Consider the following 18,806-nt stretch of genomic DNA (forward strand, 5'->3'; position numbering starts at 1 on the left):
ATGGTTCGCCTGTGCGCGTACTGCTGGTGGAAGACGATGAACCGGTCGCCGAGTCGCTCCGGCGCGGACTGCTGCGTTACGGCTTCGAGGTGGCCTGGGTCACCACGGGCGGGGCGGCCCTGAGGCACGAGGAGCCCTACGACGTCGTACTCCTCGATCTCGGCCTGCCCGACACCGACGGCCTCGACGTGTGCAAGGCGCTGCGCGAGCGCGGGAACGTGCCGATCATCGTGATCAGCGCGCGCAGCGACGAGACGGACCGGGTGGTCGGCCTGGAGCTCGGCGCGGACGACTACGTCTCGAAGCCGTTCGGGGTGCGGGAGGTCATCGCGCGGATAAGGGCGGTGATGCGCCGCGCCCAGCCGCGCGCCGAGGTCGCGGCGGCCGGCCCCGACCGCTACGGCACGCGGCTCACGATCGACCGCAAGGCGGCCCGGGTCCGGCTGGACGGCGAGGAGGTGGCCCTCGCGCCCAAGGAGTACGACCTGCTGGCCTTCCTCACCGAGGAACCGGGCGCGCTGATGTCGCGCGAGCAGATCATGGAAGCGGTGTGGGACGCGAACTGGTTCGGGCCGACGAAGACGCTGGACGTCCATGTGGCGGCGCTGCGGCGGAAGTTGGCGGGCGCGATCACCATCGAGGCGGTGCGGGGGGTCGGCTTCCGGCTGGAGATCGTCAAGGGTGACGCGGCGTCATGAACCGCCAGCTCATCCGGAGTTACATCCTGCTCGTCGCGGTGGCGATCCTGCTGTTCACGGTGCCGGTGGCGTTCACGCTCACCAAGCAGCTCCGCGACGACACCGAGCTGTCCGTCGAGCGCGAGGCGACGACCATGGCGCTGCTGCTGGCCAGCGGCGACGAGGCGTCCTGCCGGGCTCTGACGAAGATGGCCCAGGCCTACGCCGACGAGACGCACGACGAGGTCCAGGTGACCGCGACCGACTCCTGCACACCGGGCGTGCCCGCGCCGGAGCGGGACGCGCGGCTGGCCGGGGTGCTGCGGACGGGCGAGCCGAACACCGACTGGGGGTCGGACTTCATCTGGGGCCGGAACCTGGTGATCACCGTTCCCGCCGAGGCCGACGGCAAGGTCGTCGGCGCGGTACGGATCGTGTACTCGACGTCCGGCCTCACCCACAGGCTGTGGACGATCTGGGGCTTCCGAGCCGGGCTCGCGGTGGCGGTGCTCGGGGTGGCCGCGCTGATCGGCACGGTGGTCTCCCGCCGGATCACCGCCCCTCTGCGTGAACTCAACGCCATGGCCAGCAAGTTCAGCGACGGCGACCTCACCGCGCGCTCGCCGGTGACGGGCCCGCCGGAGACCCAGACGCTGGCCCGCACCCTGAACCAGGGCGCGGAACGCCTGGACACCCTGGTGGCCTCGCAGCGCATCTTCGTGGCCGACGCCTCCCATCAACTCCGCACCCCTCTCACGGCGTTGCGCCTCTCCCTGGACAACATCGCGGACGGCGTGGACGACGAGTTCGTACGGGAGGACGTGGAGCAGGCGACGGCCGAGGTGGTCCGGATGAGCCGCCTGGTGAACGGACTGCTGGTGCTGGCGCGGGCGGAGGCGAAGGTGACGGCCGCGGAGCCGCTGGTCCTGCGGGACATCGTGGCCGAGCGGCTCGCGGTGTGGAGGCCGGCCGCCGACGAGCGCGGAGTCACCATCGCGCTGGGGGGGAGTACCGCCGACGGCCGGCTGCTGGTGCTGGCCAGCCCTGGTCATCTCGACCAGGTGCTGGACAACGTGCTCTCGAACGCCCTGGAGGTGTCGCCGGACGGGGCCACGATCACGGTCTCGTACGAGGTGCGGGGCGACGAGATCCTGCTGTCCGTCCAGGACGAGGGGCCGGGCATGTCCGACGCGGAGAAGTCCCGCGCCTTCGACCGCTTCTGGCGCGGCCAGGGCCTGACCGGGCGCTCCGGGTCGGGGCTCGGGCTCGCCGTCGTCAAGCAACTGGTGACGGACGACGGCGGGACCGTGGCGCTGGCGGATGCGCCCGGGGGTGGGCTGGTGGTGCGGATCAGCCTTCGGGCATCGCCGAAGAGTGGTGGTTGACGATCTTCCACTGGCCGTTCCGCTTCTCGTACTCGTACGTGTAGCGGGCCTCGACGACGCGCTTGGCGCCGGTGTCGGGGTCGGTGAGCGTGAACTCGTACACGCCGGCGTCGAGGGCCGAGTTGTTGTCGAGGACGTTGATGTGCGTCTCGATCTTCTTGCCGACCGGCTTGTTCTCGAGGAAGTGCTCGAAGTAGTCGACGATGCCTGCGTGGTCGGTACGGACCTTGTTGGAGACGGTCGGCAGCAGCACCGCGTCCTTGGCATACCGGTCGGCGACGGTCTCGGCGTCGCCGGTCCGCAGGGCGTCGTTCCAGCCGTCGAAGAGGGCGGCGATCTCGGCCTTGGCCGGCTTCTTGCTCTTCTCGGGCCCGGCGACACCGACCCCGGCGGCGAAGGTGCCGACGGCGACGAGGGCACCGGCGGTGACGATGGCGACACGCTTGGTTATCGGGCGAGGGGTCATCTCATCTCCAGTGCGGGCGAGGGGGGTTGGCTTCCGGTGCGGTTCGATTTTCCGCTTCGGAAGTGACTCCAGGTTCGCCTGGCACCGGTTAGGGTCCGTGCAACCGTCGTACAGGGAAGATCCAGGGATGACCCAACTCACGCAGGGTGATTGATTGATTACGAGCGCCATGCTGGCCGGGATCGTGCTGCTCGGCTCGTCCGTTCAGTGGCTCACCGGCATGGGCTTCGCCCTGGTCGCCGTACCCGCCCTGATCCTGCTGCTCGGACCGGCGCAGGGGGTGGTGCTCGCCAACTGCGCCTCGGGGGTCATCTGTGTCGTGGGGCTGGTGGGCGGGTGGCGGCGGGTGCGGTTGGCCGCGATGGTGCCGCTGTGCGTGGCGGCGGCCTGCACGGTTCCCGCGGGCGCCTGGATGACCCGCCAACTCCCGGAACCCGTCCTCCTGTTGCTCATGGGAGGGTTGGTGACCGCCGCCGTCCTGCTGGTCATGCGCGGCGCCCGCCTCCCCGCCCTGCGCGGCACGAAGGGCGCCGTGGCCGCCGGGGCGGCGGGCGGGTTCATGAACTCCGCGGCGGGCGTCGGCGGACCGCCGATATCCCTGTACGCCCTCAACGCGGGCTGGACGGTACGGGAGTTCGTACCGAACGCCATGTTCTACGGCGTGGTCGTCAACGCCTTCTCCGTGGCGGCGAACGGGATGCCGGAGCTGAGCACGCCGAAGTGGGTCGCGGTGATCGCGGCTATGGCAGCGGGCGGCCTCATCGGCAGGACACTCACCTCCCGCATACCCGAACAACGAGCCCGCCAACTGGTCCTGCTGCTCGCGCTGACGGGCGGGGTCACAGCACTGGGGAAGGGCCTCTGGGGGCTGTGATCAGTCCTGTCACTGCCCCTGGCGCATCCCCAGCGGTTCGCCGATCTCCTCTGCCATCACCTTGCCCGCCTCGAACTCCAGGGTCTCGTCGCCCATGCTCTGGTCGGTGTCCAGGCCGTCCAGTTCCTCCAGGGGCTGGTTGAGGCGGACGTGGGCCAGGACCGAGTGCAACGCGCGCAGGGTCGCGGACGCCGTCGTGCCCCAGTTGGAGAAGTAGGAGAACTGCCACCACCACAGGGCCTCCGTGGTGCGGCCCGCGCGGTAGTGGGCCATGCCGTGGCGGAGGTCGGTGATGACGTCCGTGAGGTCGTCGGAGATGCGGGCCGGGACCGGGGACTTGCGCGGCTCGTAGGGGTCGAAGACCTCCGAGTACACGTCGATCGGCTCCAGCAGCCGCGCCAGGTTCTCGCGGAGTTCGTCCACGTCCGGCTCCGGGCCCAGGTCGGGCTCGTAGCGCTCGTCCGGCACGATGTCCTCGTGCGCGCCGAGGCGGCCGCCGGCCAGGAGGAGCTGGGAGACCTCCAGGAGCAGGAAGGGGACGGCTGAGTCGGGCTCGTCGCCCTTCGCCACCTCGGTCACCGCCACCAGGAAACTCTCCACCTGGTCGGCGATCTGGACCGCGAAGTCGTCGGGGTTCTGCGCAGTGGCGTGCAGTGTGGCGTCAGACATCTAGGAGTCGTCTCCCCTCGAAGGCGCGGCCGAGGGTCACCTCGTCCGCGTATTCCAGGTCGCCACCCACCGGGAGGCCGCTGGCCAGGCGGGTGACCTTGAGGCCCATGGGCTTGATCATGCGGGCGAGGTAGGTGGCGGTCGCCTCGCCCTCCAGGTTGGGGTCCGTGGCCAGGATCAGCTCCGTGACGGTCCCGTCGGCCAACCGCGCGAGAAGTTCTCGTATACGCAGGTCGTCGGGGCCCACGCCTTCGATGGGGCTGATCGCGCCGCCCAGGACGTGGTACTTGCCGCGGAACTCGCGGGTGCGCTCGATCGCCACCACGTCCTTCGGCTCCTCCACCACACAGATGACGGAGGGGTCGCGGCGGGGGTCACGGCAGATGTTGCACAGTTCCTCCTGCGCCACGTTGCCGCAGGTCGCGCAGAAGCGGACCTTCGCCTTGACCTCCATCAACGCCTGCGCGAGACGCCGTACGTCCGTCGGTTCCGCCTGGAGGATGTGGAAGGCGATCCGCTGGGCGCTCTTGGGACCGACGCCGGGCAGCCGCCCCAGCTCGTCGATGAGGTCCTGCACCACGCCTTCGTACAACGGACTGCCGTCCTTCCTGGGGTTCCTTACACGTACGTACGGTAGTTGGCGGACCGCCCTCTGAGGAAGGCGGGCCCCGTCCTAGAACGGCAGGCCCGGGATGCCGCCGCCCAGGCCCTGGGCGAGCGGGCCCAGCTTCTGCTGCTGGAGCGTCTGCGCGTTCTCGTTGGCCGCCTGTACGGCCGCCACGATCAGGTCGGCGAGGGTCTCGGTGTCCTCCGGGTCCACCGCCTTCGGGTCGATCTTCAGCGCGCGCAGCTCACCGGAGCCGGTGACCGTCGCCTTGACCAGGCCGCCGCCGGCCTGGCCGTCGACCTCGGTCCTCGCCAGTTCCTCCTGCGCGTTCGCCAGGTCCTGCTGCATCTTCTGGGCCTGCTGGAGCAGCTGCTGCATATTGGGCTGGCCACCACCGGGGATCACGATCAGCTCCCGCTCATAGGTCTGTGTCTTGTCCTCTGTCTTGAGCCTACGTGCTCCACCCAGGCATCGCCCCAGCACTCTTTCGAGTGAGATGACGTCGAGTCCTATACCTGATCAAGGCCCACTTCCGGGCGGAAAAGAGGTGAAAGCCGTCCCTTCGCCACCCATTGGGAGGTAGGAAAGGTCCGGCACGTCGGCATCATGCGTCACACGTGCATTACGCAGCGTGATCAGCCGTGATCAGTCGTTGTCGGTCGTGGAGGGAGTGCCGGGTGGGTCAGCCGGAGATGCAGCCCGAGGGTCCGCCTCAGGACGAGCGGGGCGGGGAGGCGGCCGGGCTGCGGCCGGGCGACCTGACGGGGCGGACGTTCCCCCTCGGGGACTGGGGCGAGCCCGCGCCCCGGCTCGACGAGCTGTACCGGTGGGTGGAGCGCGGGGCGCTCGACACCGCCGCCTGGTATCTCGCGGACCGGGTGTGGAAGCGGCGCGGCGCGCGGGCCCTGCGGGGCGGGGCGGCGGCCGGTGCGGTCGCCGGGGCCTCGCTGCCGCTGCTCGACCTCACCGGGGTGGTCGGCGGCGTCGCGGCCTGGGGGTATCTGGCGTTGCTCCTCGCCGTCGCGTGCGTCGCGGTTGATCGGTTCTTCGGGGTCACGTCCGGGTGGATAAGGGACGTGGCCACCGCGCAGGCCGTGCAGCGGCGGCTCCAGGTGCTCCAGTTCGACTGGGCCTCGGAGAGTGTGCGAGAGGTGCTGGGGCCGACCGAGGGGACCGCCGGGGAGGCCGCCGAGCGGTGTCTCGGGGTGCTGCGCCGGTTCTCCGAGGACGTGACCGAGCTGGTGCGGGTGGAGACGACGGACTGGATGGTGGAGTTCCGGACCGGGTCGGCGCCGCTCGGCATTCAGACGGCGGTGGCGGGGGCGCCGCGGGCGGATGCGAATGTGGTGCAGGGGAGGTTTCCGTTGCCGCCGGGGGCGGGGGGTGCGCGGCCTAACATGCCTCGGCAGCGGCCGCCGGAGCCCAGGTGACGCGGTAGGGGTTGGGGGTTGCGGTTTTCATGCGGGTGCGGGTGCGTTGTGGCTGGTCGCGCCCCGCGGCGGAGCCGCATATGAATACAGCCCCGCGCCCCTGAGGCGTTGCAGTCAGCCCAGGATCAAAAGCTCGGCCCCTACCAGCACGTCCACTACCGCACACCATTCCGCGAAGCTCGGCGCGACCACGCCCTTCAGCCTCTCCAGCGTCAGATGCGCCAAGTCCCACATCCCATGGCCCAACCACCCCGCCGCCACCACCCATCGGCCCACCTCCGGGTCCACCGCCAGGCCCGTCACCGCCAGCGCGCCGAAGGCCACCACCCCCGCCGCCTGCACGCCCCACGCGCGAGGCGTGCCCCGTAGCCGTCCCCACAGCAGTACCGCCAGCGCGATGCCGATCATCGTGGTCGCCGGTGAGAACAGGTCCAGGGCCTGGAGGCCGAAGACGAGGACCAGGCCGCCGCCCAGTACCGGCCAGGTCGCCTTCGGTGTGCCCAGTTGGTTGATCACCACGTACAGCAGGGGCAGCAGCGGCAGTACCTGCCCGAAACCCTCGACCGAGTCCGCCGACGTGTCCGACGCGCTCGCCGCCGCCTGGGCCGCCCAGAGCGCGAGCGCCGCGAACGTCGGCCAACGGCGGGTCAGCGGCGCTGTGTTGATGTGGGTCATGTCGTTCAGGGTGGTGGGGGCCGGAGTACGGCAGTAGTGCCGGGCGCGCACGTCGTCGTATGACATCTGTCATCTCCCCGCTGCCACAATGACCGCGTGGACGAGGGGGCGGGGCTCGCGGGTTTCCGGCGGTACACGTGGTGGGCCGTGCCGGGGACCGTGCTGTGTGTGCTGGTGGTGGCGTACGGGGCCTGGGCGCTGGACGGGGACGTGCCGCTGTGGGCGCGGGTGCCCGTCGTGCCGGCGCTGGGCGTGCACGCCGTGGCCGCCGTCGTGCTGCTCGGTGGGTCGATGGAGGAGCGGGCACCTGCGTCGCGGCCGCGCGGGGGCTGGGTCGTCACCGCCTGTCTCGCCGCCGCCGTGCTCGCCGTACTGCCGTTGACGCGGCACAACTACGGGCTGTGGGCGGTCGCCCCGGCGGTGACCGTGGCGATCGTCGCCGCCGGTCTGCCCGCAGCTCCCGGCAGACGGTGGCTGATCGGCGGTGCCGTCGCGCTCGCGCTGTTGCCCGGCGGTGCGGTGAGTCTGGCCGCCGGGGACGGCGAGTTGGCGTACGCGGCGCTCTTCCCGGCCTGTCTGACGGCGTTCACCGTGTGGACGGTGCTCGGGCCGCTGTGGGCGTGGCGGATCGCGGGGCGGCTGGACCGGGCGCGGCGGCTGGAGGCGGAGCTGGCGGTGAAGGACGAGCGGCTGCGGTTCGCCTCCGACCTGCATGACATCCAGGGGCATCACCTCCAAGTCATCGCCCTGAAGGCTGAATTGGCGTCGCGGCTCGCCGAGGCCGATCCGCCGCGCGCCGCCGCCGAGATGCGGGAGATACGGCAGCTGTGCGCGGACGCGCTGCGGGACACGCGGGCCGTCGTGCAGGGCATTCGCCGTACGACGCTCGACGACGAGATCGCCAACGCCACCCGGGTGCTGGCGGCGGCCGGGATCGACGCGCGGATGAACCTCGAACCCGCCGCGAAGGACCGGCAGTTGGGTGATCCCGCTCGTAGTCTCCTCGGGCTCGTCATGCGTGAGGCCACCACCAACGTGCTGCGCCACAGCCAGGCCCGTACAGCGGAGGTCGACTACCGGCTCGTCGGCGACCTCGTCCGGTTGCGGATCGGCAACGACGGGGCGGTCACCCGTCCCGGCAGCGCCGACGGCACCGGGCTGCGGGCGCTCGCCGAGCGACTGCGGGGCGCGGGCGGGGAGTTGACCTGGGAACGGGCGGACGGCGACCGTTTCACGGTGACCGCGACACTGCCCGCCCAGAGGGCCGTCTCGACACGGCCCGCCCAGGAGGCCGCCGAGTGATCCGGCTCGACGCTGCCGCCCAAGGGGCCCCCAAGTGATCCGGCTCGACGCTGCCGTCCAAGGGGCCGCCAAGTGATCCGGCTTCTCCTCGCCGATGACGAGGATCTCCTGCGCGGTGCCCTGGCCGCGCTGCTCTCCCTGGAGGACGACCTCACCGTGGTCGCGGAGGCCGCGACCTCCACCGATGCCGTACGGCTCGCCCTGGAACACCGGCCCGACATCGCCGTACTGGATCTCGAGATGCCGCCCACGGACGGGCTGCGGGCCGCCGAGGAGATCCGGGCCGGGCGGCCGGGCACCCGCGTCGTCCTCGTGACCCGGCACGCCCGGCCCGCCGTGCTGCGCCGCGCGCTGGCCGCCGGGGTGCGCGGGTTCGTGCCCAAGACCACCCCTGCCGCCCGGCTGTCCGAGATCCTCCGGGACATCGCCGCCGGGCGCCGTTACGTCGACCCGGACATCGCCGCGTCCGCGCTGACCGAGGACGACTGCCCGCTCAGCGCACGGGAGTTGGAGGTGCTGCGGGCGGCCCGTACGGGGGCGTCGGTGGCGGAGATCGCCGCGCAGGTCCATCTGGCGCAGGGGACCGTGCGCAACTACCTCTCCGCCGCGATGTCCAAGCTGGGGGCCACGACACGGCATGCCGCAGCCCATCACGCGTGGCAGCAAGGGTGGATCTAGCAGCGGTCAGGCCTGCGGGTCGGGGAAGGCCACCGGGCTTCTGAGCCCCTTCGCGTTCACGGCCCGTACCCCGAAGAAGACGTTGTCCTTCGACAGGTCGATCTCGTACGTCGTCACGTCGCCGACCGGGATGACATGCGTCCACTCGGGCGCCGTCGTCTCCCGCCACACGACCTCGTAGCCGGCGAGATCCGGTTCCGTGCCCCGCGTCCACACCAGCCGGGTGGAGTTGGTGAGCAGGGTCGTGACGATCTTCGCGCCCCTCGGGGTGCCCGGGGCCTGCGCCAGCGTCCACAGCGCCGCCCCGTTGACCTTGGCGACCCGCCCCACGAAGTCGAAGTCGCAGAACTCGGGCAGGTCGCCGTACTGCTTGCCGTCCTCGACGCGGACGTCCTGGTGCTGGTGGGCGAAGTCCTCGGCAGGCTCGGTGAAGCGGGCAGCCGGGTAGGCGCGTTCGAGGAACGGGATGTGGTCGCCACCGCGGCGGTAACGGTCCCGGCGGTAGACGACACGGACGTGCATGCCGGTGGCCTCGTTGTCGGCCACGTCCCTCACGAAGCGGGCGAGTTGGCGGGTGGCCGAGTCGTTCTCGCCGCCCACCGAACGGCGGATCGCGGCCTGTTCGGGGGTCTCGGAGGACGGCACGCCTTCCGCGAAGAGACGGATGGTGTACGGGTCGCGGGTGCCGTCGTCCGCGGTCGGGCTGCCGACGATGTCGTTGGTGAACATGCCCTGGACGTCCGCCCCGGCGGCCTTGAACTGCTGGGCCATGTAGGCCGATCCGAACAGGCCCTGCTCCTCCCCCGCCACCGCCGCGAACACGATCGTCGCGGCGGGACGGCGTTTCGCCATCACCCGCGCCAGCTCCAGGACGACCGCCACCCCGGACGCGTCGTCGTCGGCGCCCGGCGCGTCGGAGGTGGCGTCCATGACGTCGGTGACGCGGGAGTCGTAGTGCCCGGAGACGACGTAGATCCGGTCCGGCGTCACCGAACCGCGCAGGGTCGCGATGACGTTGGTGATCCGGGTGGGCGTCGGGATGCGCGGGCCCGGTTCCTGGACGTACGACTGGAGTTCCGCCGTCATCCGGCCGCCCGAGCCGGCGGCGTACGAACGCAGCTCCGCCAGCAGCCAGTCGCGGGCGGCGCCGATGCCGCGGGCCGGGTCGTCCTGGGCGGAGAGGGTGTGGCGGGTGCCGAAGGAGACGAGCTTGCGGACCGTGGCCTCGATGCGGGCGGGGTCGATCTCCCGTAACAGCGCCCGGAGTTCACGGCTCGGGGGCTGGGCGGTGGCGGGTGGCCGGCCACCGGGCGAGGCTGCCTCGGCCACATCGGCCGGTGCCGCCTCTGCCCAGTCGGCCGGTGCCGCCTCGGCCGCGCCGGTCCCCGCGGCGCCCGCGGTCAGCGCGGCCCCTCCCGTCGCGGTCAGGACCGTTCTTCTGCTGGGACGCATGCGCCCTCCCGGGGTCAGTGGGTCAGGATGCCGTCACCCACACAACTCCTCTTGCCGCTCGCACGGAAGATGGCCGTACTCGCGGATCACGTCCTGGCTCGTGGCCTCGTCGAGGTAGGCGAGGAAGGCGGCGGCGAGCGAACCGGGCTGTGCGGCGCGGTGGGTGTAGGCGTACTCGACGCCCCGGTAGGGATAGCGGTCGGTCTTCACGGACGGGGCGATGCCGTCGAGCGGCACGGCCCGCACGCCCTCGTGGCCTGCCGCGACGGTGAGTTCGCTGTAGCCGATCGCCCCCGGCACCTTGCTCACCGCCTCCAACACGTCTTCCGTGGAGTCGAGTTCGCATCGCACGACGGACGCCGAGCGGTCGTCCTTGTGGACGCAGTCCAGTGATGTGCTCGGCACCCGCTCCCAGGTGCCGAGGACGCGCTGCTGGAAGGTCTGCCGGGTGCCGGAGTCGGCGTTGCGGCTGACGAGGGTGACCGGCAGGTCGGGGAGGTTGGGGTCGAGTTGGCGCCAGCGGGTGATCTCGCCGCCGTAGAGCCGTCGTACGTCCTGTTTCGACAGGCCCTGAGCGCCTAGGGCGATCCGGTCGTTCACGACGAGCGTGAAGGCCGACAGCGCGACCTTCTCGCCGTGCAGGCCGAGGCGGGCGCCCATGGGGCCGTCCGAGAAAGCGATGACGTCCTTCGTGCCCTCGGCGGCGAGTTCGGCGACTCCGGCCTCGCTGCCGCGCGCCTCGACGGTGAGGTCGGCGCCCTCGCAGTCCTTCTCGTACTCCTTCGCGAGCGTCCTGACCACCGGCGCGAAGGCGGTCGAGCCGGTGATCCTCAGCGAGCCCTGTTCGCAGCCGAGCGGGGGTCTGGTGTCGTCGCGGGCGACGATGATGCCGGCGAGGGCGACGACGGAGAGTGTGAGCAGGGCGGTGAAGAGCCGGGCCGGGCCGCTGAGCAGGGGCGGGGTCTCGTCCGGGGTCGCGCTGCGGTTGGGGTGCACCTCGCCCTCGCGGAGGCCGCCGGTGAGCCGTATCTCGCGGCCCACGTCGCCGCCGGACAGCAGCACGAGCAGCTTGAAGTGGTCGCCGCGGTTGAGCGGGACGCGGGGGATACGGAGCCGGTTGCCCTCGTAGCCGAAGCCGCGTTCCGGGGTGAAGTGGTCCATGAGGTGGTCGCGGTCGGTGGGCTGGGTGACCGAGACGCCGCGGATGGTGCGGTCGGTGAAGACGGCGGTCAGGCCGTGCGGGGCGGGGCCCGTGTAGTCGTCGCGGTCGATGCCCTGCGAGCCGTCGTTCTCGACGCGGAGGAGGACGAGGGTGGCGTCGGCCATGTCCGGGGCCTCGTTGAACAGGCCCAGGCGGACGTTGGCCCGGCCCGAACGGACATCGTCGCCGATGGGGTTGTCCATCTGGACGCGGTAGCCGATGCGCTTGCGGCGCGGCACCCGGCGCTCGTACCAGACCATGACCCCGGACGCGGCGATGCCGAGGACGGCGGTCCCGACGGCGACGAGGTTCTCTGCGCTCAGCCATTCCACCGACGGGACCGTACGAGTGTGCGGCCTCAACGCCCTTACCGTGGCGCGTACTTCGCGTTACTGCTTGGTGTACGTCAGCTTCTCGCCGCTGCCGGTGTTGACGCGCTCCAGGGTGCCGTCCGGCTTGAGGGTGATCTCGGTGGCCGCGCCCGGGGTGCACGAGGTGGCGGGCTCGCCGACCGTCACCGTGGACGGGCCGATCTCCAACGGGCCGTCGCTGCCGGGTGATTCGGTGAGCGCGGCCTGGAACACGCAGTGGTAGTCGGGGCCGTCGGCGACGAGCGAGAGCACTGTGTCGCCCACTTCGCCCTGCTGGATGGTGAGTTGGCGGGTGTGGTGGCCGTCCGCGTTGTCGATGCCCGCGGTCCAGGTGCCGAGGTAGCCGGCGGGGACGGTGCCGTCCGCCGGGGCCGAGGTGGTGGGCGTCGGCGAGGGCTCGGTGGGGGTGGGCGAGGGGCCGGGGGTCGTGGGCGCGCTGGTGGTGGGCGTGGGGTCGGCCTTCTCTCCGTCGCCGCCGCTGCTCATCAGCGCGTAGACCGAGCCTCCGGCGCCGAGCGCGACGACCAGGGCGACGGCGACGAGCGCGATCGTGGACCGGCCGCTGCGGCGCGGGGGGTCGGGCTGGGGGTGCGGTTGCTGGGGATAGGGGGCGCCGGGGCCGTAGGGCGGGGTGGCGCCGGGGCCGCCGCTGTACGGGTTGTACTGCGCCGGGACACCGGGCGCCCAGGGCTGCTGGGGGTGGCCGTAGGCGGGGGTGGACGGGGGCGGGGGCGCGTACTGCTGGGGCGGCTGCTGCGGGTAGCCGTACGCGGGATGGGCGGGCGGTGTCCCGCCCACGGGCGCGGGAGGGGCCGGCGGAGGGGTCGTGCCGCCGTACTGCCCGACGGCGGTCGGCAGATGGTTCAACGGCGCCCCGCCGCCGGGCTGCCCGGGCACGGGCGGCGCGTCCTCGGCGGCGGCGGAGGCATGCTCGGGCGCCACCTCACCGCCCACGCCCTGAGCGGCTCCGGCAGCCCCGGCACCCCCAGCGCCCTCGCCGCCAACGCGCCCCCCGTCGCCCTCCGGGTCCTCCGTCTCCAGCAACTGCACGGCATGCCGCCCGAGTTGCGCCACCAGCGCGCTCGGCAGCCACGGGTCGCGGGAGCGGCCGCCGGACACCGTGTCCTCGGCGCCGGTGCGTTCCAGGACCTGGTCCAGGGGCGGGCGGGCGGCCGGGTCCTTCTTCAGGCAGTCCCGTACGAGGTCGGCGAGGCCCTCCGGGACCCCCTCCAGGTCGGGTTCCTCCTGGGCGATCCGGAACATGAGCGCGTGCACGCCACTTCCCCCGGCACCGAAGGGAAGCTTGCCGGTCGCGGCGTACGCGAGCACGGAGCCCAGGCAGAAGACGTCGCACGCAGGCGTGATCCGGTCGCCCCGCACCTGCTCGGGCGCCATGAACCCGGGCGAGCCGACCAGCGCGCCGGTCCTCGTCAGGCCCCCGTCGGTCACCGTCTCCAGGGCCCGCGCGATGCCGAAGTCGATGACCCGCGGCCCGTCGATCGTCACCAGCACGTTGGAGGGCTTCAGGTCCCGGTGGATGATCCCGGCGGCGTGGATGTCCTTGAGCGCGTGCGCGAGCCCGGCGGCGAGGATCTTCACCGACCGCTCGGGCAGCGCCCCGTGATCATGACCGACGACCTGCTGGAGGCTCGGCCCGGCGACGTACCCGGTGGCGACCCAGGGCACCACGGCCTCGGTGTCGGCGTCGAGGACGGGCGCCGTCCAGTACCCGCCGACCTGCCGGGCGGCCTGCACCTCCTGCCGGAACCGCGCCCGGAACTCCTCCTGCGCGGCGAGCTCCTCCCGTACCAGCTTCACGGCGACGGTCCGCCCCCGCTCCGACCGCGCGAGATACACCTGCCCCATCCCACCGGCCCCGAGCCGCGCCAGCAGCCGATACGCCCCGATCCTCTGCGGATCCCCGGCCCCCAGCTTCTCCATCGCAGGCCCTCCCCGTACTCCCCCGACACGTGCCTGTGCGTGAGGCTCACGATAGTGCGGTCCTACGAGGTGACGGACGCCCCGGGTTCGACGGTTCCTCAAGACCTGTGTCTTACGCCAAGCCCGACAACCTGTCGCGGAAACCCCCTGTCCACAGACAGGACGCCGATACCGCTTCCGCATCGCGGACATTTACGCTCACTCGCATGACCCCTCAGCCAAACCCCGAGGTCGGCGCCGCCGTGAAGGCCGCGGACCGTGCTCATGTGTTCCACTCCTGGTCCGCGCAGGAGCTCATCGACCCGCTCGCCGTCGCCGGCGCGGAGGGGTCGCACTTCTGGGACTACGACGGCAAGCGGTACCTCGACTTCACGAGTGGCCTCGTCTACACGAACATCGGCTACCAGCACCCGAAGGTCGTCGCCGCGATCCAGGAACAGGCCGCAACCCTGTCCACGTTCGCGCCCGCCTTCGCGATCGAGGCGCGGTCGGAGGCGGCTCGGCTGATCGCCGAGCGGACGCCCGGTGATCTCGACAAGATCTTCTTCACCAACGGTGGTGCCGATGCCGTCGAGCACGCCGTCCGCATGGCGCGGCTGCACACCGGGCGCGCCAAGGTGCTCTCCGCCTACCGCTCGTACCACGGCGGTACGCAGCAGGCGGTCAACATCACCGGCGACCCCCGCCGCTGGGCCTCCGACAGCGCCTCCGCCGGAGTCGTGCACTTCTGGGCGCCGTACCTCTACCGCTCCCGCTTCTACGCGGAGACCGAGGAGCAGGAGTGCGCGCGGGCCCTTGAGCACCTGGAGACCACGATCGCCTTCGAGGGGCCGGGAACGGTCGCCGCGATCATCCTGGAGACCATCCCCGGCACCGCCGGGATCATGGTCCCGCCGCCCGGCTATCTCGCGGGCGTCCGCGAGATCTGCGACAAGTACGGGATCGTCTTCATCCTGGACGAGGTCATGGCCGGGTTCGGGCGCACCGGCGAGTGGTTCGCAGCCGATCTGTTCGGGGTCGTACCGGATCTGATGACCTTCGCCAAGGGCGTGAACAGCGGGTATGTCCCGCTCGGCGGCGTCGCCATCTCCGGCGCGATCGCGGAGACCTTCGGCAAGCGCGCCTACCCGGGCGGTCTGACGTACTCCGGGCATCCGCTGGCCTGTGCCGCCGCCGTCGCCACGATCAACGTGATGGCGGAGGAGGGCGTGGTCGAGAACGCCAGGAACCTCGGTGCGACGGTGGTCGAGCCCGCCCTGCGCGAGCTCGCCGAGCGGCACCCCTCCGTGGGCGAGGTCCGCGGCGTCGGCATGTTCTGGGCGCTGGACCTGGTCAGGAACAAGGAGACCCGCGAGCCGCTGGTGCCGTACAACGCGGCCGGTGAGGCGAACGCCCCGATGGCCGCGTTCGGCGCCGCCGCCAAGAAGCACGGCATCTGGCCCTTCATCAACATGAACCGCACCCATGTGGTGCCGCCCTGCAACGTCTCCGAGGCCGAGCTGAAGGAGGGCCTGTCCGCGCTGGACGCGGCGCTCTCCGTGGCCGACGAGTACACGGCGTAGCCGCAGCGGCCTTCCCGGCGCTACGCGGGTAACCACCGGGAACCCGAACGCGTAAGGTGGCGTGCTCGTAGACATACACGTGCACGCCACCCGAACGCCCTCAGGGAGAGGCCCGACCATGCCCGGCAGCAGCGGCAACGGCGCCGTGACCCGCAACACCCTGCGGCAGCAGATCGCCGACGCGCTTCGCGACGAGGTGCTGGGCGGGCGGCTCCAGCCGGGCCAGGAGTTCACGGTCAAGGAGATCGCCGAGCAGTACGGGGTGTCCGCGACGCCGGTCCGCGAGGCGCTGGTCGACCTCGCCGCGCAGGGCCTCCTCGAAGCGGACCAGCATCGCGGCTTCCGGGTCCACGAGTACTCCGTCGAGGACTACCGCGGCATCATCGAAGCCCGCGCCCTCGTCATCGACGGCATGTTCAAGGCGCTCGACGACGGCCATCTGGGCCTGGTCGACGAGCCGGACGACACCCGTATCCCCGCCCTGCTCGCCGGTGTGCGGCGCCGCGGCGAGGAGGCCCAGCGGGCCGCCGGGGCCGGTGACCTGACCGTCCTGATCGGCTATGACCTGCGGTTCTGGCGTGAGTTGAGCGCCCTGTACGGCAACCCCTACCTCTCGGACTTCCTGCACCGGCTGCGGGTGCAGTCCTGGGTGTGCGCGGTGCAGCACCTGCGCCGGATCGACGATCTGCGCGGCGAGTTGTGGGCCGACCACACCGGACTGGTCGACGCGCTGGTCCGCCGGGACACCACGGCCGCGCGGGAGATCGTCGCCGCGTACAACGCGCAGTCGCTGGCGGTCATCGAGCGCATGGCCGGGGAATGAGCCTCGTGCAATGAGCTGGGTACCCGGGGTGTGGGTATCGGGACTTCACGATTACTCTTCCCAGACCGGTTCGCTACACCGAGCTATGCGAGGAGCCCTCTTTGGCCTGTGACCTGTGGCTGGTACCGCTCGTCGACGTGTTGTGCCACACGCCCGACAACCCGTTCGCCGAGGAACTCGCGCAATACAACAAGGTGCTCGCCGAGGCCGGGCTGCCGCCGGTGCCGGTGTACCAGTACATGCCGGGCCTGTCCGGCGAGGTCGCCCCGGTGGCGGGCTTCGACTACGACGCCCTGCACTTCCTGCGCCGCGCGTATCTGCTCCAGGTCTGCGGGCTGCCGGTCACGCCGGTCGACGAACTCGGCGGGGACTACGAGCAGTTGCTGGAGATGTTCGAGGCGACGGCCCAGCAGTCGCACCTGGTCTGGCACTACGACCACGCGGGCGCCTACGTCCCCGTCGACTTCCCGCACCCGCTGGCCAACGACGAACTCCTCGCGGGCGGCGGCCCCTTGGGCTCCTCGCAGACCCTGCTGCGGGAGCTGGCGCTGGTCGGCCCGTCGATCGGCATAGACCCCGCCAACCCGCCGGCGGCCCCGCAGCCGCCGCTCGGCCCCACGGAGCTGGAGGAACCGGCCGTCCCCGCCCCGTACGACCCCAGCCCCTTCGCCCGGGAACGGCACGTCTGGCTGGGCCTGCACGCGGCGGCGACCCGCAGCCTCGCCCAGGGCTCGATGATCATCTTCAGCTGAGCCGCGCGCGGGCGCGCTCCTCGGCGTCCCAGCCGTAGATCAGCGCGGCCGCGCAGCCGGTGACGGCCACGATGCCGGGCGGCGTGAGCCACCAGGGCAGGCCGAGCCAGGTGAAGAGCATGCCTCCGCCGAAACCGGCGATCACCACGGCGACGAGCAGCCGCCTGCCGTACGGCCGCCACGCCGCGTACTCCCGCAGGCGCGGGGACCCGGCCAGCCGGATCGCGCCGAACGCGAAGGTGAGCACGGCGAGGAGCCCGGCGAGCGTACCGGCTATGGCCGGTATCTCGGGTTCGTCCCGGGGCTCCTCGGGGGTGTTCTGCCTGAGGTCTCCCTTCGCGAGCGCCATGATGTCGCCGCGCCAGATCGTGCCGGTGACCCGGTCGCCCTCGCGGAGCTCTCTCAGCAGCGGGTCCGGGCTGCCGAGGTCCACGACCTGGTCCCAGAAGGGTGTGCCGACGACGGTCGCCTGCTGCTTGCCCCTGCGTCCGGTGGTGCGGAACTCCACGTCCGTGACGGTGAAGGCGACCGTGCGCAGACAGTCCTCCCACGCCCGCGTCGCCTCACGCTCGGGGCATGCCCGGGCGGCTCTGTAGTCCTCGTACCGCCCGGTTGTGCAATAGGGGTACGACAGCGTTCAGCGCAGCTGGGACAGGCCCTTCTTCAGGTCGTCGAGGTTCATGATCGGGAAGACCTCGACCTGGGCGTTGAGGTTCGAGAAGAACGGTTCGCCGATGGGGGGCAGGTCAGAGCTGTCGTTCATGTCGAAGACGAGGTAGCAGGTCCGCCGGCCGCCCTCGGGTCCGAAGTAGGCCGCCTCCGGCTTGATCCGCTCCAGGGTCTCGCCCAGCAGGTCCTGCATCTTGCCGCTGCCGAGAACCTCGTTCGCCTTGTCCGTGTCCAGCGTCGCCTTCAGCATCACGCGCATCGCACTCACCCTCTTCCGTCGGCTGACACGCGCACGTTTACAGCGTAGACCCGATATGTCCGTTCCTGTACTCCAGCGGAAGGACACCGAACGCCTCCCCCGGTGCGACGCGCCCCGCGGCCGCCCGGAGCACGCTGGAAGCCACCCGAAGGGAGACGGCGATGATCCTGGTGACCGGTGCGACAGGGCACGTGGGAGTGGAGCTCGTACGACGACTGGTGGCGTCCGGCGTGCCCGTACGGGCCATGACGCGGCGCCCCGACGAGGCCCGCCTGCCCTCCGGCGCGCGGCCGGTGTACGGCGACGCGGGCGACCCGGCGAGCCTGTCGGCGGCTTTCGCGGGCGTCTCCGCGGCCTTCCTGATGTCGGCCCAGCCGGTCGGCACGGCCCCCGCCCCGACCCACGACCTGGCCCTCGCGGAGGCGGCCCGGCAGGCGGGCGTACGACGGCTGGTGAAGCTGTCGGTGCTGGACGGCGGTACGGGCAGCGACCCGATCGCCCGCTGGCACGCGGCGGCGGAGGCGGCGGTCATCGACGCCGCCCCCGTCTGGACGCTGCTGCGCCCCGGCCGCTTCATGTCCAACGCCCTCCAGTGGGCGGGCCGGTTGAGCGCCGGCGACGAGGTGGCGATCCCGTTCGCGGACCGCCCGGCGGCGAGCATCGACCCGGCGGACCTGGCGGAGATCGCGGCACTCGCGCTGACGACCGACGAACACGCGGGCATGACCTACGAGTTGAGCGGCCCCGAGTCCCTGACCCCGACGCAGGAACTGTCCCTGCTCGGCCAAGTCCTGGGCCGCGACCTGCGCGTACGCCCCGTACCGCCCGAGGCGGCCCGCGCGGGCATGAAGAGGTACGGCTTCCCGCCCGAGGTCGTCGACGCGATCATGCACCGCACCCTGGACGACGACCGGGGCGCGGACGTCCTCCCGACGGCAACGAAGGTACTGGGCCGCCCACCGCGGACGTTCGCACAGTGGGCGCGAGCGCACGCGGAGGCGTTCCGGTGAGGC

The 18,806-nt window shown here is 71.7% G+C and carries 20 protein-coding genes; 10 read left to right on the forward strand and 10 right to left on the reverse strand.

Annotated features, from left to right (window positions below):
• The first annotated feature begins 11 nt into the window (after positions 1-11).
• Complete coding sequence (locus tag IQ210_RS09175) at positions 12-698, forward strand: response regulator transcription factor (protein WP_194078386.1); 687 nt, start codon at positions 12-14, stop codon at positions 696-698.
• Positions 695-2,062 (forward strand): HAMP domain-containing sensor histidine kinase, encoded by a 1,368-nt coding sequence (locus IQ210_RS09180; RefSeq protein WP_194078387.1) that lies wholly within the window; start codon positions 695-697, stop codon positions 2,060-2,062. Before IQ210_RS09175 ends, IQ210_RS09180 begins: the two co-directional genes overlap by 4 nt.
• Here IQ210_RS09180 and IQ210_RS09185 read toward each other — a convergent pair.
• Positions 2,028-2,528: an SgcJ/EcaC family oxidoreductase gene (locus tag IQ210_RS09185; protein WP_194078388.1), complete on the reverse strand. Its 501-nt coding sequence runs from the start codon at positions 2,526-2,528 to the stop codon at positions 2,028-2,030. The genes IQ210_RS09180 and IQ210_RS09185 overlap by 35 nt on opposite strands.
• 169 nt (positions 2,529-2,697) lie before the next feature.
• Here IQ210_RS09185 and IQ210_RS09190 point away from each other — a divergent pair, with 169 nt between their 5' ends.
• Positions 2,698-3,402 carry a sulfite exporter TauE/SafE family protein gene (locus IQ210_RS09190; protein ID WP_194078947.1) on the forward strand — a complete coding sequence of 235 codons (705 nt, stop codon included), beginning with the start codon at positions 2,698-2,700 and terminating at the stop codon, positions 3,400-3,402.
• Between the two features lie 9 nt (positions 3,403-3,411).
• On the opposite strand, the gene IQ210_RS09195 is transcribed toward IQ210_RS09190, so the two are convergent.
• From IQ210_RS09195 to IQ210_RS09205, 3 genes are all read right to left on the reverse strand, one after another.
• Positions 3,412-4,071, reverse strand: a complete 660-nt coding sequence (locus IQ210_RS09195) for a DUF5063 domain-containing protein (protein ID WP_194078389.1) — start codon at positions 4,069-4,071, stop codon at positions 3,412-3,414.
• Positions 4,064-4,663, reverse strand: coding sequence for a recombination mediator RecR (recR, locus tag IQ210_RS09200; protein WP_059194093.1), 600 nt, complete (start codon positions 4,661-4,663; stop codon positions 4,064-4,066). Before recR ends, IQ210_RS09195 begins: the two co-directional genes overlap by 8 nt.
• 81 nt (positions 4,664-4,744) lie before the next feature.
• Positions 4,745-5,083 carry a YbaB/EbfC family nucleoid-associated protein gene (locus IQ210_RS09205; protein WP_079309378.1) on the reverse strand — a complete coding sequence of 113 codons (339 nt, stop codon included), beginning with the start codon at positions 5,081-5,083 and terminating at the stop codon, positions 4,745-4,747.
• A 272-nt stretch (positions 5,084-5,355) separates the two neighbouring features.
• Between IQ210_RS09205 and IQ210_RS09210 the strand changes: the two genes are divergently transcribed.
• On the forward strand, positions 5,356-6,108 hold the full coding sequence (locus IQ210_RS09210; RefSeq protein WP_194078390.1) for an SLATT domain-containing protein: 753 nt from the start codon (positions 5,356-5,358) through the stop codon (positions 6,106-6,108).
• Positions 6,109-6,222: 114 nt separating this feature from the next.
• Here the strand turns inward: IQ210_RS09210 and IQ210_RS09215 are convergent, their stop codons facing one another.
• Complete coding sequence (locus tag IQ210_RS09215) at positions 6,223-6,849, reverse strand: hypothetical protein (RefSeq protein WP_194078391.1); 627 nt, start codon at positions 6,847-6,849, stop codon at positions 6,223-6,225.
• Positions 6,850-6,879: 30 nt separating this feature from the next.
• Here IQ210_RS09215 and IQ210_RS09220 point away from each other — a divergent pair, with 30 nt between their 5' ends.
• Together IQ210_RS09220 and IQ210_RS09225 are read left to right on the forward strand one after the other, a co-directional pair.
• Positions 6,880-8,085: a sensor histidine kinase gene (locus tag IQ210_RS09220; RefSeq protein WP_256784632.1), complete on the forward strand. Its 1,206-nt coding sequence runs from the start codon at positions 6,880-6,882 to the stop codon at positions 8,083-8,085.
• A 72-nt stretch (positions 8,086-8,157) separates the two neighbouring features.
• Entirely contained in the window at positions 8,158-8,763 is a 606-nt protein-coding gene (locus IQ210_RS09225; RefSeq protein ID WP_194078392.1) for a response regulator transcription factor, read from the forward strand.
• A 6-nt stretch (positions 8,764-8,769) separates the two neighbouring features.
• Here the strand turns inward: IQ210_RS09225 and IQ210_RS09230 are convergent, their stop codons facing one another.
• From IQ210_RS09230 to IQ210_RS09240, 3 genes are read right to left on the reverse strand one after another with little or no spacing between them, the layout of a single operon-like run.
• Complete coding sequence (locus IQ210_RS09230) at positions 8,770-10,215, reverse strand: M20/M25/M40 family metallo-hydrolase (RefSeq protein ID WP_194078393.1); 1,446 nt, start codon at positions 10,213-10,215, stop codon at positions 8,770-8,772.
• A gap of 33 nt (positions 10,216-10,248) precedes the next feature.
• Positions 10,249-11,748, reverse strand: coding sequence for a PstS family phosphate ABC transporter substrate-binding protein (locus IQ210_RS09235; protein WP_194078394.1), 1,500 nt, complete (start codon positions 11,746-11,748; stop codon positions 10,249-10,251).
• A 57-nt stretch (positions 11,749-11,805) separates the two neighbouring features.
• A complete protein-coding gene (locus IQ210_RS09240) occupies positions 11,806-13,728 on the reverse strand; it encodes a serine/threonine-protein kinase (RefSeq protein ID WP_194078395.1) in 1,923 nt (640 codons plus the stop codon).
• 206 nt (positions 13,729-13,934) lie between these two features.
• On the opposite strand from IQ210_RS09240, the gene IQ210_RS09245 reads away from it, so the two are divergent.
• From IQ210_RS09245 to IQ210_RS09255, 3 genes are all read left to right on the forward strand, one after another.
• Complete coding sequence (locus IQ210_RS09245) at positions 13,935-15,290, forward strand: aspartate aminotransferase family protein (RefSeq protein ID WP_194078396.1); 1,356 nt, start codon at positions 13,935-13,937, stop codon at positions 15,288-15,290.
• Positions 15,291-15,408: 118 nt separating this feature from the next.
• Positions 15,409-16,113: a GntR family transcriptional regulator gene (locus IQ210_RS09250; RefSeq protein WP_194078397.1), complete on the forward strand. Its 705-nt coding sequence runs from the start codon at positions 15,409-15,411 to the stop codon at positions 16,111-16,113.
• Between the two features lie 101 nt (positions 16,114-16,214).
• Positions 16,215-16,865, forward strand: coding sequence for a hypothetical protein (locus tag IQ210_RS09255; RefSeq protein WP_059194100.1), 651 nt, complete (start codon positions 16,215-16,217; stop codon positions 16,863-16,865).
• Here IQ210_RS09255 and IQ210_RS09260 read toward each other — a convergent pair.
• Both IQ210_RS09260 and IQ210_RS09265 read right to left on the reverse strand, forming a co-directional pair.
• On the reverse strand, positions 16,858-17,373 hold the full coding sequence (locus IQ210_RS09260; protein ID WP_194078398.1) for a hypothetical protein: 516 nt from the start codon (positions 17,371-17,373) through the stop codon (positions 16,858-16,860). The two genes, IQ210_RS09255 and IQ210_RS09260, sit on opposite strands and share 8 nt — an antisense overlap.
• Positions 17,374-17,502: 129 nt before the next feature.
• On the reverse strand, positions 17,503-17,793 hold the full coding sequence (locus IQ210_RS09265) for a hypothetical protein (protein WP_194078399.1): 291 nt from the start codon (positions 17,791-17,793) through the stop codon (positions 17,503-17,505).
• A gap of 161 nt (positions 17,794-17,954) precedes the next feature.
• On the opposite strand from IQ210_RS09265, the gene IQ210_RS09270 reads away from it, so the two are divergent.
• On the forward strand, positions 17,955-18,803 hold the full coding sequence (locus tag IQ210_RS09270) for an NAD(P)H-binding protein (protein WP_194078400.1): 849 nt from the start codon (positions 17,955-17,957) through the stop codon (positions 18,801-18,803).
• Positions 18,804-18,806: the final 3 nt, after the last annotated feature.

Origin of the sequence: Streptomyces justiciae (assembly GCF_015163075.1) — a bacterium.
Taxonomy (GTDB): domain Bacteria; phylum Actinomycetota; class Actinomycetes; order Streptomycetales; family Streptomycetaceae; genus Streptomyces; species Streptomyces justiciae.